The organism is Aurantibrevibacter litoralis (genome assembly GCF_034651555.1).
GTDB classification, from domain to species: Bacteria; Bacteroidota; Bacteroidia; order Flavobacteriales; family Flavobacteriaceae; genus Aurantibrevibacter; species Aurantibrevibacter litoralis.
This window is the reverse complement of record NZ_JAYEEQ010000005.1, coordinates 27,494-40,652: the sequence shown is the minus strand read 5'-3', so window position 1 is coordinate 40,652 and position 13,159 is coordinate 27,494. Positions and strand designations below refer to the sequence as shown.

The following is a 13,159-nucleotide window of genomic DNA, read 5'->3' as shown; positions in this document are numbered from 1 at the left end:
GAATATTATTTTAAGACTTCAGTGTTATAAAAATTGGCGTATGCTTCTTCAAACCCTTGGAGAGAAACATAGGGCAACACAGGTTTTTGAAGGTTGGTAATGTGCGAAAGTAACTCTTCAGGAATTTCTTCGGCCGCTAAAATAATGGCATCAGAAAAATCTACAGCGACTTTTAACATATTATTATAGGTGGGTTGCTCAAGGACTCGAATATGTTCATCTGGGATACCATCAAAAGCAATTTTCTTTATCAGATTGGGATCTAAAGTGTCTTCAAATCCTTTCGTGTATACTGAGGTTACGATCTTGCTGTCTGCAAACAAGGGTTCATCTACAAAGTAATGTTTTAGATATAAAGGCAATAAGGAAGCCATCCATCCGTGCACGTGGATAATGTCTGGAGACCAGTTTAATTTTTTAACGGTCTCTACAACCCCTTTCGCAAAGAAAATAGCCCGTTCGTCGTTATCCGGAAACAGATTGCCATTTTCGTCTGTAAAAGTGGCTTTTCTTTTAAAATATTCCTCATTGTCTATAAAATAGACCTGTATGCGCTCTCGGGGAATAGAAGCTACTTTAATGATCAATGGCATATCCATATCGTTGATCACCAAATTCATTCCCGATAACCGAATAACCTCATGGAGTTGATGGCGTCGCTCGTTAATATTCCCATACCTCGGCATAAAAATTCGAATCTGTCCCCCATTGCTATTCACCATTCTAGGGGCTTCGTAAGACATTAAGGAAACTTCATTTTCTGGTAAGTAGGGCACTAACTCTGAAGATACAAACAATATCTTTTTGCCATTCATAGAGGTACTATTTTATTTTTGGGGAAAACCCGAGTGCAAAATTACAAAAATTATGCACATTAGCCTTAATTATAGTAAGTTTGCTCCCCATATAACCCTTTTATGTTCGTTTTTCAAGATAAGCACAGGCTTCAGATGCACCTAAAGACAATAGGTAAAGGGGAGCAAATTGGTTTAGTGCCCACCATGGGAGCCCTACATCAAGGCCATGCAGCATTGATTAAAACGGCAATTTATCAGAATGATGTTGTTGTGGTCAGTATTTTTGTAAATCCTACGCAGTTCAATAATCCGCAAGATTTATTAAAATATCCCAAAACACTAGAAAAAGATATAGATTTGCTTCAAAATTTATCGGAAAATATTGTGTTGTTTCATCCGGAGGTTTCGGAAATTTACAATGACGAGGTTATGGCTACCACCTATAACTTTGATGGATTGGACGAGGTGATGGAGGGTACGTTTCGGAAAAATCATTTTAATGGGGTAGGTACTATTGTAGAAAAATTATTTAGACTCATACAACCTCACAAAGCGTATTTTGGGGAAAAGGATTTTCAACAATTAAAGATCATTCAAAAAATGGTAGCGCTAAGGCAGCTTCCAACGCAAGTAATCGGTTGCCCAATTGTAAGAGAACGCAGTGGATTGGCAATGAGCTCTAGAAATCAAAGACTTTCTAAAGAAGACAAGGATGAGGCCGCATTTATTTACCGCATTTTATGTGAAGCCAAGGAAAAATTTAGCACAGAAAGTGCATCTGAGGTCATAGATTGGGTAACAAGGGCATTTCAAACTAAACCTAAATTACAACTAGAATATATAGAAATTAGAGACGAGGCCACCTTAGCCCCTTGTAGAAGAAAACATAAAACTAAAAAATATAGAGTCTTTATTGCAGTGTATGTGGCAGATGTTCGACTAATAGACAACATTGCACTGTAATTTATTACCTTTGTACCATGCAGATAGAAGTATTAAAATCTAAAATTCACCGAGTTAAAGTCACCGGAGCAGATTTAAATTATATAGGCAGCATCACTATAGATGAAGATTTAATGGATGCAGCGAATATCGTTAGAGGCGAAAAAGTCCTCATTGTAAACAACAACAATGGGGAAAGACTGGAAACCTATGCCATTCCCGGACCGCGCAATAGTGGCGAACTAACGCTGAATGGAGCTGCGGCCAGAAAAGTAGCTGTGGGCGATATTCTTATTTTAATAACGTATGCCCGGATGGATATTGAAGAGGCCAGACATTTTAATCCGGCGCTTATCTTCCCGAATGAGAACACAAACTTACTCACCTAATTTTGAAGTTCTCCACAAGAAAGGCTTTAAAAGTAGCTGTGCCCATGGCTATTGGGTTGCTATTAGTATGGTATTCTTACTACAAGACCTCACCGGAAGACCGATCGCAAATACTTCATTATATTCAAGAGGCAGATCCGTTTTGGGTAGGCTTGTCTGTAGTATTGGGCATAATTGGACATATATCGCGCGCTATTCGGTGGCAATATACGCTAGAGCCGTTGGGTTACCGGCCCAAATTAACCAATAGTGTTTTAATTATACTCATATCGTATTTTGCAAATCTAGGGATTCCAAGAACCGGTGAAATCCTTAGGGCTACGGCCTTAACTACCTATGAAGGAGTTCCTTTTGAAAAGGGATTTGGCACGGTGGTTACAGAGCGAATCATTGATGTGTTGATGTTATTGCTGGTCATAGCCGTAACGTTGCTTTTGCAAACCGATATACTCTTAGCCTTTCTTCAAGACAAAGGCTTAAATCTTACAGGCCTCCTAGGCTTGTTGGTATTAGGCGTTTTTGGTGCTGTTTTCTTTTTCCTTTTCATTAAAAAATCGACCAATTTCGTAGCCATAAGGCTAAAAATCTTTCTAAAGGGGTTGTTAGATGGTGTTTTTAGTATTTTCAAAATGCGGCGAAAATGGGCGTTTATGGTTCACACTTTTTTTATTTGGAGCTGTTATATCGCCATGCTGTGGGTTATAAAATTTACGGTTCCCGAAACCATTTCGTTAACGCTTAGCCAGTTGCTGGTTGCCTTCGTAGTAGGCGCCTTTGCCATGGCCACCACCAACGGGGGCATTGGGCTATATCCCATAGCCGTAAGTAGTGCCTTGGCCATTTTTGGGATTAGTACTGTGTCTGGGGATGCATTTGGTTGGATAATGTGGATTGCACAAACCTTAATGATTGTTGTTTTTGGTGCAATATCTTTTCTCATCTTACCGTTATGCAACAGGGAGAAATAAAACTTTCCCGTTAAAAAACAACCTCATGAAAGCCTTTTTAACCTCCATGGCACTATTGCTGTGCTGTATAAGTAATGCACAGGTAAAACAAGAAATTTTTGAAAGCTTCAAATTACAGGAAAGACGCGATGTGCGTTACTATTTTCCGGAAACCTACACCAAAGAAAAGAAATACCCTTTAATTGTAGTTTTAGATGCCGAGTATTTGTTTGATCAGGTGGTGGCAAATTCTAAAGTCTACAGCACTTTTCACGGCATGCCGGAAGCCATTGTAGTGGGCGTAGATCAAAATAATAATGCCATTAGACTCGAAGATTGTGCTTTCGACGAAATTAGTGGCTTACCCGACGACAAAGGAAAAAAGTTTTATGAATTCTTAGGGATGGAGCTTATACCGTATCTGGAAACAAGCTACAATACGGCGCCGTTTAAAATGTTTGTAGGCTATGACATTACCGCCAGTTTCGGAAATTTATTTCTGTACAAAGAAGAGTCCCTGTTCAATGCCTATATAAGTATTTCTCCGGTATTGGCTGCCGAAATGGAAGAAAGGGTGCCGGCACGTTTGGCAGCCATGAAAAATCCTGTCATGTACCACGTTATTGTAGAAGGAGAGAAAAACAAAAACACCAATCGTATAGCCGCAATGGATAAGGGAATTGCTGCAATAAACAACGAGGTAATAACGTATTCCTATGATGTGTATCCGCAAGCGGATCATATTTCGGTAGTCACTTATGGTATCGGAAAATCCTTTGATAACATATTCAGCTTGTTCAAGCCTATTAGTCCAAAAGAATACAAGGAACAACTGTTAGCTGCCGAGGGGCCGGTAATCGATTATCTCACCTCAAAATATTCGGCTATAGAAAAAATGTTTGGATTTAAAAAGAGTGTAGCCTTAAACGACATTATGGCTACCTATGCCGGTATTCGCAAAAAAGAAGATTTCGAATCCTTGAAACCTTTGAGCGATCTGTGCAAAAAAGAATATCCGGATACCATGATGGGCTTTTATTTCGAAGGCGAATACTACGAACAACTAGGAGAACCCAAAAAAGCCCTTCGAACGTTTGAAAAGGCCTTTGGCATGCGCGAAATCGATTTTCTCACTAAAGAAATGGCACTTGACAAAATGGATGCACTAAAAGCCGATTTCGGATTTTAAATACACCTAAAAATCCAAAGGTGAAGACAAAAAGAAACGAGCAGCTACTATAAGGGCGTTCCCTAAAGGGTCGGGCTTTTCGTTGCAATCTTTTTTAGCGTAAGAGCGCTAAAAAAGGATTTTCACTGCAATCCCTAACGCAATTTTATGTCGCCAAAAACGAATCCTAAAGTCCTATTCAGCGGTTTAGGACTATACCCTAGACCCTAAAGTACCTGGCATAGCATTATAACGACCAATGCTACTAATCAAGCCAATTTTCTAAACTTTGTTTTATCTTTAGCCCCAAAATAAATACGGGTATGGCCAAAACCAAGACGGCTTTTTTTTGTCAAAATTGTGGTACGCAATACGCTAAGTGGGTAGGACAGTGCGGCGCCTGTAAAGCATGGAATACGGTGGTAGAAGAGCTGGTTCAGCATACCGAGAAATCGGCATGGCAGCACCCGTCCAACACGGCTGCAAAGACCGCAAAACCACTTCGAATTCACGAGATTAGTTCAGAAAAGGAAATACGTCTTAATACCGGCGATCTTGAATTTAATCGCGTATTGGGGGGCGGACTCGTACCGGGCTCCCTAACCCTGTTGGCCGGAGAACCGGGTATCGGGAAAAGCACGTTGTTGCTTCAAATAGCCCTAAAAATACCCTACAAAACCCTATACGTTTCAGGAGAAGAAAGTCAGAAACAAATAAAAATGCGGGCAGATCGCATATTTCCGGAGAGTCAAAACTGTTATGTACTAACCGAAACCAAAACCCAACATATTTTTCAGCAAATAGCCCAAATGAATCCCGATATTTTGGTTATAGATTCTATCCAAACCTTACATTCAGAGTATATAGAATCGGCCGCAGGGAGTATTTCTCAAATTCGAGAATGTACCGCAGAACTTATAAAATTTGCAAAGGAGACCCACACGCCCGTACTCTTAATTGGCCATATCACCAAAGACGGCACTATTGCAGGCCCTAAAATTTTGGAACATATGGTAGATACAGTGCTACAGTTTGAAGGAGATCGCAACTATGTGTACCGAATTCTACGCACCCTAAAAAATCGGTTTGGCTCCACGGCAGAGTTGGGTATTTACGAAATGCAGGGCAGTGGCCTTAGAGAGGTAAATAATCCATCAGAAATATTAATCTCTAAAAATGATGCGGGACTTAGTGGTACTGCAATAGCCTCCACTATAGAGGGGATGCGCCCCTTAATGATAGAAATACAAGCATTGGTAAGTACGGCAGTATATGGTACGCCTCAGCGCAGCACCACCGGATATAATGCCAAGCGCTTAAATATGTTGTTGGCGGTTTTGGAGAAACGCGCGGGATTTAAACTGGGCACCAAAGACGTCTTCTTAAATATTACCGGAGGCATTTCGGTAGATGACCCGGCTATAGATTTGGCAGTAGTGGCAGCCATTCTCTCCAGTAATTTGGATATCGCTATAGAAAAGGGCATTTGTTTTGCCGCAGAAATAGGGTTGGCCGGCGAAATACGCCCGGTACAACGCGTGGAACAACGAATATTAGAAGCCGAAAAATTGGGTTTTACCACCATTTATGTCTCTAAAAACAACAAGATATCCCTTAAAAATACCCGAATAAAAATTGAACAACTAACAAAAATCGAGGAAATGCTGAAAGGGATGTTTTAAAATATGTTATTTTACATCTAGCATTTCAAATAAGGGCAAGGAAGGGAACATTCTAAATTTATATTCTTGAACTATTGTTTCAAAGTTTAAAAATATTTTAATTTTAACTTATGGCAGTCAACAATTTATTAGATACAAGTACAGTAAGCTTAAGCGACATTATTGGTAATGGCAAAACTTACACGGTACCCCCGTATCAACGAGATTACAGTTGGGGTAAAGACCAATGGGAGGATTTATGGAATGATATACTGTCGGTCCATGAAACGGGTAACGTTCATTATATGGGATCAATTGTTCTACAGAATATGGGGGATAAGAAATACCACGTGATTGATGGTCAACAAAGATTCTCAACATTAACACTCATTGTACTTTCTATAATTAACAAACTTAATCAATTAATAAAAGAGGAGATTGAAATTGATAATAATAAAGAAAGGGTTTCATTATTGTCTAAAAAGTATATAGGAGATAAGGATCCTGCGTCCCTGACCTACTCATCCAAATTACAATTAAATGAGAATAACAATAGTTTTTTTCAATCAAATTTATTGGTTTTTAGACCCCCCACAAATTTTAATACTTTATTAGATTCTGATAAACAGCTTTGGAATGCATATCTCTACTTTATCGATTCTGTTAACCTATTTTTCAAAAATGAGAAAGATGGCGAAATCATTACTAATTTTCTCAATAAACATATAGCTGAAAAGCTAATGTTTATTCAAATAATTGTGGAAGATGAACTTAGTGCATACACAGTTTTTGAGACTTTAAATTCTCGCGGTGTTGGATTGACGGTTACTGATCTTCTTAAAAACTATCTATTTTCAATAGCATCAAAGGTAGATTTACCACACATAAAAAGTAAGTGGAAAAAGATAGTTGACATAATTGGACTAGACAATTTTCCTACTTTTTTAAGGCATTACTGGGTTTCTAAAAACAAATTGATTCGTCAAGAATATTTATTTCGAGCAATAAAAGAATCCATTAATGATTCTCCAGCCGTAATTTTATTACTGGATTCTTTAGAGGAAAATGCTCGCTTATACAAAGCATTATCAAATTATGCTGACACTTTTTGGAGTGGTCATAGAGACATAAAAAAAAGAATAAAAGAATTAACCTTGTTTAAGGAGAAACAGGCATATTCTATCCTAATTGCAGCATATAACAATTTAAACCAAGAAGATTTTTGTAAAGTATTGAAGCTTGTTTCTGTTATTACTTTCAGATATACTGTTATCGCAAAATTGCATACCAACCTAAAAGAAGATGTTTACAACAAAGCTGCTATTCAAATAAGCCTAAAAGAGGTCAACACCATTGGTCAAATAGCAGAGATTATTAGACCATTATACCCGAATGATAAAGATTTTAAGAATGATTTTTCTTCAAAATCCATAAGTACAAAACGGGGAAAGAAATTGGTTCGATACATTCTATTTTCCCTTGAAAATCATTTGAGCGGAGCGGATTATGATTTTGAAGAAAACCCCGGAACAATTGAACATATATTACCAGAAAATGGACATTTTAACTACATTTTAGAATTCCCACCAGCTATCCATGAATCTGTTGTTTATCGCCTTGGAAACTACACTTTACTTGAGGAAGATAAAAACAGGGCCTGTGAAACACTCCCGTTTGAAGAAAAGAAAGTTATTTTTGTTACCAGCAAATACGAACTATCAAAAGAAATTCAATCCAATACCTGGACTCCCAATTCAATTGATATTAGACAAGACAGATTGGCAAATTATGCTAGCTCTGTTTGGAGGATTTCGCAATATGATTAAAAAACCCTTCCTTTAGTGAACCCCATAAAGCTATTTTCCCAGAATGAGAATTCACATTAAAATACTTTATGGCGCAGGATTAGGAATGGCGTTGTGTTTGGCTTCAATGATAAATAGGTGTATGGTAAAACTGTATTACATTTAAAAAAGGGGAAGTGAAGTGCCTAATTACTTGATTTTCAAAACATTAAATTAAATCCGTTGTTCACTTCGAAATGATTGTTTCAATTTTTGACTTAGCTAAAGGGTATATCTAAGAAATGGAAAATAAAAAATAGTTGTAACTATTACAGACAGGAAACAATTAGGAATATTAAAATTTTAAAAATGAAAATTAGAAAAGTTAGTTTTTGCGGTTTGGTTCTGTTAACATTGTCCTCGTGCGAATTTAATAAGTCGGCCCGTAAAGATTTTATTACTGGAGCGGTTTCAAAAGGAGACGGTATTGGTGTTGATGAGGTAGTAGTTCAAAGCAATGGAAAAGAAGCGAAAGGGAATGTATTTCTCTTTGGAGAACAAATAAACCTTCTGTTCCAAAATGTAAAAGGACTTAAAAGGATAGATAACAAAAACTATCCCGGTATGGCCATCTTTGTGGTAAAAAACGAAAGAGATACCGTGCTCTCCAATGCAGATATACTTAAGGATGCTACGGATTTAAATCCACTTCAATTAAACACCTATTTTACAGCGGTTATGCCCCATCAGCACAATGAAAAATATAAAGTTATTGTAAACATATGGGATAAAAAAGGAGATGGAAAATTCTATTATGAACTCCCTTTTACTGTAAAAGGAAGTGACGTTCATGACATAAAAAGTAACGGCATATCCTATTCAACAATCTATTTGTGGAACGAAACATCGAATTCGGTCGTTTTTAACGATAGCATTGGTATAGAAAATGACTATATGTTGTTTTTAGAAGGTGTAGCGGGTCTGGAAACCAAAAATGGCAAGGTATTTCCGGTGTTATCTATTGATCTTAGAGATGCTAATGACCATATCCTTATTTCTAACCCTAACCTCTTAGAGACATACGCAACCAAAGGCGTAGATCCGCACGAGTTAAGAGACCAATTAAGAGCAAGTTTTTCGTTTACACAAGGAGATCTTGTAAACCCTTGTACACTAACCGTAATCTTAAAGGATCAGCTTTCTTCAAAAGAAATAAGCGTTATTTCAAAATTGACGATACAATGATAGGGCTGCAACAAAAATGGGGATCCGTTTTTTACATTTTAACAATCTAACGGATTAAAAAAAAGAGGTTCGCGGTAACACTAAGTATGGTGTTAAGTACGTTTAAGTAAGAACCTCGGTATAAAAATTAATTATCATTTGGAGTAGCAATTTACTGTAACCCTATTAAAGTCCCTTTTGCGATGTATGTACAGTTTAAGAATTGTAAGGACACAACATCAAAAATCAAAATCAATAAATTTCCACATGTCGGCACTAAAAGAAGCGGTATTTTCAAAAGATTCAGCAAAAATTGAAGCACTTATTGCATCGGACAATCAAATTTTTAAAGGACTTAGGGATTTTGATCAGCGGCAAATTACCAGTGCATTGGTACGCCAAAAACAGTATAACATACTCCTCCAAATCTGCGATAGCCGCGCCGTTACTTTAGACCTTTATGAAATGGATAAGCTCGAAGGCAGTTTTGTTGAAACTGTACTTTCAAACATTTTATTCTATTCGGAACCCGTCACACGGTTTAATGCTGAAAAAGTGTTAGAGGAACGTCCCGATGAAGAGGGTATAACGTTTTTAAAATCATTTGTGTCCAAAATAGAAAATAGCAATGAAAATGTAGGAAATCAATCCCTTTTAAAATTGGCTATTCTCAAGAAATTACCCCTAGAGGCTTTTCAAATTTTTATTAATACCGGTTGTAGTGCCAATGAAACAGATGCTTCGGAAAATACACTCCTCCATTTGGATATCTTACCGCACTATGCCGAAATACTTATACGTAACGGCGCAAATATCAACCAAAAAAACAAAGCGGGCAAAACCCCGCTTGAAAATGCAATAGAAAATAACAACCTCGCAGTAGTGCGCTTGTTTTTAGATAATGGCGCCGATCTTTCAGTAAAAAACAAGGAAGGGAATTCCATGTTTTATGTGGCTTTGGTAGATAAGGTATTGTACGAAATGTACGATTTAATTTGCGATTATGGCTTTCCCAACTTTGATGAACCTAATACCGAAGGTACTATTTTGTTATACGATTATATTCGGCATATAGATACATATTCTAGTGCATCTAGCTACGAATATCTAAAAAAATTAGGAGCACAGGGCGCTAATGTGATGACCAGTTGTACCTATTACGGGAGACCAACAACCCCTTTAGATCTGGCGATTACCAAACATTTTCAGGTGTTTGAAATAGTGATGGACACCTATTTTGAGGATATTAATTCTACCGACAATCAAGGCAACACCTTATTGCATAAGCTCTGTGCCGTAAATCTAAATTTTGATGCCGAAAAGGCAAGGGAATTGTACAAAAAAGTAAAGTTTGTTTTAGAAAAAGGGGCCGATGCGACCATTAGGAATAGTCAAGACAAACTTCCGCATGAATTGGCCATGGACGATAATCTAAAAGAAAAAATAGCGTCCCTATTACTAAAGCAATAAAAAAAGAAACTACTAAAAATTTGAACATTTGTAAGTGATAAAACTACATAGTACAGTTAGTCGTGTTTCATCCTTTTTTAGTAAGGACATTTTCGGAAAACCGTTAGTATAGGCGTATTGTTATCTAGGAACTAAAATGTAGTTGTAAAGCCCTAAGACATGGAGAAGCAAACCGATAAAAAGATGTTATCTATAATTTTATAATACTATTTTAATACAAAAAACATGAGCCAATCGTTCATTATTGCCTGCGAAAATGGCAATCGCAAAATAGCAGAATTGCTTTTGCAACAAGAAGTAGTCGATGTTAATTATACAGACGAAAAAGGTCGTACCGCCTTGCATTATGCAGCACACAAAGGGTATAAGGAGATTTGCGAAAATCTTATCGCACGAGGGGCAGCCATAAACTATGAAGACCATAATGGCGAAACCCCTATTTTTTTTGCAACCTTGCAAAACCAAGCCGAAATTGTGACATTGTTTTTGGCGCATGAGGCCAAAGCGGATATCAAAGATTATCAAGGAAATAATTTACTGCATATTGCCACCAAAAATGGTCAAAAGACTTTGTGCGAGGTATTTTTAAACAGTGGTTTTGATATAGAGAGCACCAATAACGATGGCGAAACCCCGCTGATGCTCGCTGTTTTGGGTATAAAAAAAATATTGATTGATTCCTTTATCGAAAAAGGAGCCAATGTTTTTATAAAGAACAAATTAGGCAATAACCTATTGCATTTAGCACTTCCTTATGGAAATTTACCTATAATCAAAACCTTATTAGAAAACGGAATTCCTGTAGATGAACCAGATAGCAAATCTGTAACACCATTGCAGTATGCGTGTTACAACAATAATATCATGTTAGTGCGTTTGTTTATTGAAAAAGGAGCCGATATAAACCTGCATACCCCAAGTGGCTTATCACCCATTTATTATGCCTGTGCGTATAACCATAAGCAATTGGTACAATTATTTCTTACTGAAGGATTGGATGTCAATTTCCAAACACCATCGCAAGGAGCTGTTTCGGTAGGGAGTTATTTAGATTTTGTAGAACAAGCGCAAGACCTTTCTGCAGATCGCTTGTATGATTTGTCTAGCAACCGTACCTCCGGAGGCGAAAGTTTGTTGCATATCGCTACTAAAAACGGACATCGCTATATGATAGAACTCTTATTAAAAAATGGTGCTAATGTACATATTCAAGACGAGTCGGGAAACACGGCACTACACTATGCGGCCTCAGCGGGCAAAAAGGATATTGTAGCATTATTGATTAAAAACGGAGCGGACGTGAATGCGAGCAATGCCCGAGAGCAAAGGCCTTTAGACTACGCCAATATTAAAGGGTACAACGAGATTGCAGCGTTAATTTTAGGAGAAAAACCGAACTCGGAAGCCGTGCCCCATTCCAATGCATCGGTTCATCTGTCTGCGATTTCCAAATCAGAATCAAAAACAGAACCCCTTACTAAAGATGAGATCAAAACGAAACTGGAAGACCTTAAAGAACTTTTTGAAGATGAATTGATTAGCGAATCAGAATACAACCAAAAGAAAAGTGAGTTGCTGGCACAATGGTAAATTATGCCTCAACCAAAGAAATTAAATCGAACATCTGGAGTCCTCATGCATTAGACTTAAGACAAGACAGATTGGCAAATTATGCGACCTCCGTCTGGAGAATTTCACAATATGATTGAGACATAAAAGATGATCATCTCCACTACGGAGCCGGATTAGGAATGGCGTTGTGTATGGCTTCAATACCGGTTATAACTTCCTCGCTTAAAGTAACATCGATACTTTTGGTATTTTCTGCTAATTGCGCCATAGTCGTTGCTCCAATAATCGTACTGGTAACAAAAGGCTGTTGATGAATAAAAGCCAACGCCATTTGCGCCAGAGATACTCCGTGTTTTTGCGCCAATTCATAATACTTTTGCGTTGCCTTTAGAGCGGTCTCCCCGTTGTATCGGGCCATATTTGGAAACAAGGTAATTCGTGCATTTTCGACACCCTTGTTTTTAATGAATTTTTCTGTAAGCCTCCCAAAGGCCAAAGGCGAATAGGGTAACAATCCCACATGTTCCCGCATTGAAATTTCGGCCATGCCAATTTCGTACGTACGGTTTAGCAGGCTGTAGGGGTTTTGTACGGTTACAATCCGCGGAAGATTGTGGTTTTTGGCTTCTTCCAAATACCGCATCGTACTCCAAGGCACATCATTAGAAAGTCCAATATATCTAATTTTTCCGGCTTTTATGTGTCCATCAAGAGTGGTTAGGATTTCATTAATGGTGTCTTCCCACTTTTCGTTGGCATCATACACATAGCCTCTTTTTCCAAAGCAATTGGTTTTTCGATCGGGCCAATGCAATTGATACAGATCAATATAATCTGTTTGTAATCGTTTTAAACTTTCGTGTAAGGCGTGGTCAATCGCTTTTTTAGAAAAACCATCATCTCTAATGTCATGCCTGTTAATATGTGCAGGACCGGCAATTTTAGAAGCCAAAATAATTTTGTTGCGCAGACCGGTTTTCTTGAACCAAGTGCCAATAATTTTTTCGGTAGCCCCTTGCGTTTCTTTCTCTACAGGTACCGAATATAGCTCGGCAGTATCAAAGAAATTTATGCCCTGATCAACCGCATAATCCATTTGTTGATGCCCTTCGGCCTCCGTATTTTGTTTGCCCCAAGTCATGGTGCCTAAACATATCCTACTTACTTCTAGTTGTGTTGTGGGTAATACGCTGTACTTCATTTAT

11 protein-coding genes are annotated in these 13,159 nt (G+C 37.9%); 9 read left to right on the top strand and 2 right to left on the bottom strand.

Translation table 11 applies throughout. The annotated features are described in order from the left end of the window. Positions 1-5: 5 nt before the first annotated feature. Positions 6-815 (bottom strand): glycogen/starch synthase, encoded by an 810-nt coding sequence (locus tag U1E44_RS06035; protein WP_322930158.1) that lies wholly within the window; start codon positions 813-815, stop codon positions 6-8. 102 nt (positions 816-917) lie between these two features. On the opposite strand from U1E44_RS06035, the gene panC reads away from it, so the two are divergent. The 9 genes from panC (at position 918) to U1E44_RS05990 (ending at position 11,972) form a co-directional block, all read left to right on the top strand. After that, positions 918-1,760 carry a pantoate--beta-alanine ligase gene (gene panC, locus U1E44_RS06030; RefSeq protein WP_322930157.1) on the top strand — a complete coding sequence of 281 codons (843 nt, stop codon included), beginning with the start codon at positions 918-920 and terminating at the stop codon, positions 1,758-1,760. Between the two features lie 17 nt (positions 1,761-1,777). Next, entirely contained in the window at positions 1,778-2,128 is a 351-nt protein-coding gene (panD, locus tag U1E44_RS06025) for an aspartate 1-decarboxylase (RefSeq protein WP_322930156.1), read from the top strand. 2 nt (positions 2,129-2,130) lie between these two features. Next, a complete protein-coding gene (locus tag U1E44_RS06020) occupies positions 2,131-3,096 on the top strand; it encodes a lysylphosphatidylglycerol synthase transmembrane domain-containing protein (RefSeq protein ID WP_322930155.1) in 966 nt (321 codons plus the stop codon). 25 nt (positions 3,097-3,121) lie between these two features. Next, on the top strand, positions 3,122-4,264 hold the full coding sequence (locus tag U1E44_RS06015) for an alpha/beta hydrolase (RefSeq protein ID WP_322930154.1): 1,143 nt from the start codon (positions 3,122-3,124) through the stop codon (positions 4,262-4,264). Between the two features lie 302 nt (positions 4,265-4,566). Continuing rightward, on the top strand, positions 4,567-5,925 hold the full coding sequence (gene radA / locus U1E44_RS06010; RefSeq protein WP_322930153.1) for a DNA repair protein RadA: 1,359 nt from the start codon (positions 4,567-4,569) through the stop codon (positions 5,923-5,925). A gap of 110 nt (positions 5,926-6,035) precedes the next feature. Further along, positions 6,036-7,730, top strand: coding sequence for a DUF262 domain-containing protein (locus tag U1E44_RS06005; RefSeq protein WP_322930152.1), 1,695 nt, complete (start codon positions 6,036-6,038; stop codon positions 7,728-7,730). Between the two features lie 327 nt (positions 7,731-8,057). After that, positions 8,058-8,933, top strand: a complete 876-nt coding sequence (locus tag U1E44_RS06000) for a hypothetical protein (RefSeq protein ID WP_322930151.1) — start codon at positions 8,058-8,060, stop codon at positions 8,931-8,933. Between the two features lie 246 nt (positions 8,934-9,179). After that, on the top strand, positions 9,180-10,382 hold the full coding sequence (locus tag U1E44_RS05995; protein WP_322930150.1) for an ankyrin repeat domain-containing protein: 1,203 nt from the start codon (positions 9,180-9,182) through the stop codon (positions 10,380-10,382). A gap of 225 nt (positions 10,383-10,607) precedes the next feature. After that, positions 10,608-11,972 (top strand): ankyrin repeat domain-containing protein, encoded by a 1,365-nt coding sequence (locus U1E44_RS05990; RefSeq protein WP_322930149.1) that lies wholly within the window; start codon positions 10,608-10,610, stop codon positions 11,970-11,972. A 142-nt stretch (positions 11,973-12,114) separates the two neighbouring features. Here U1E44_RS05990 and U1E44_RS05985 read toward each other — a convergent pair whose 3' ends face one another. After that, positions 12,115-13,155, bottom strand: coding sequence for an NADP(H)-dependent aldo-keto reductase (locus U1E44_RS05985; protein WP_322930148.1), 1,041 nt, complete (start codon positions 13,153-13,155; stop codon positions 12,115-12,117). Positions 13,156-13,159: the final 4 nt, after the last annotated feature.

What these genes read in the sequence shown, in the direction of transcription:
- U1E44_RS06035 (WP_322930158.1), bottom strand. Translation starts at nt 815, where the DNA reads ATGAATGGCAAAAAGATATTGTTTGTATCTTCAGAGTTAGTGCCCTAC.
- panC (WP_322930157.1), top strand. Translation starts at nt 918, where the DNA reads ATGTTCGTTTTTCAAGATAAGCACAGGCTTCAGATGCACCTAAAGACA.
- panD (WP_322930156.1), top strand. Translation starts at nt 1,778, where the DNA reads ATGCAGATAGAAGTATTAAAATCTAAAATTCACCGAGTTAAAGTCACC.
- U1E44_RS06015 (WP_322930154.1), top strand. Translation starts at nt 3,122, where the DNA reads ATGAAAGCCTTTTTAACCTCCATGGCACTATTGCTGTGCTGTATAAGT.
- radA (WP_322930153.1), top strand. Translation starts at nt 4,567, where the DNA reads ATGGCCAAAACCAAGACGGCTTTTTTTTGTCAAAATTGTGGTACGCAA.
- U1E44_RS06005 (WP_322930152.1), top strand. Translation starts at nt 6,036, where the DNA reads ATGGCAGTCAACAATTTATTAGATACAAGTACAGTAAGCTTAAGCGAC.
- U1E44_RS06000 (WP_322930151.1), top strand. Translation starts at nt 8,058, where the DNA reads ATGAAAATTAGAAAAGTTAGTTTTTGCGGTTTGGTTCTGTTAACATTG.
- U1E44_RS05995 (WP_322930150.1), top strand. Translation starts at nt 9,180, where the DNA reads ATGTCGGCACTAAAAGAAGCGGTATTTTCAAAAGATTCAGCAAAAATT.
- U1E44_RS05990 (WP_322930149.1), top strand. Translation starts at nt 10,608, where the DNA reads ATGAGCCAATCGTTCATTATTGCCTGCGAAAATGGCAATCGCAAAATA.
- U1E44_RS05985 (WP_322930148.1), bottom strand. Translation starts at nt 13,155, where the DNA reads ATGAAGTACAGCGTATTACCCACAACACAACTAGAAGTAAGTAGGATA.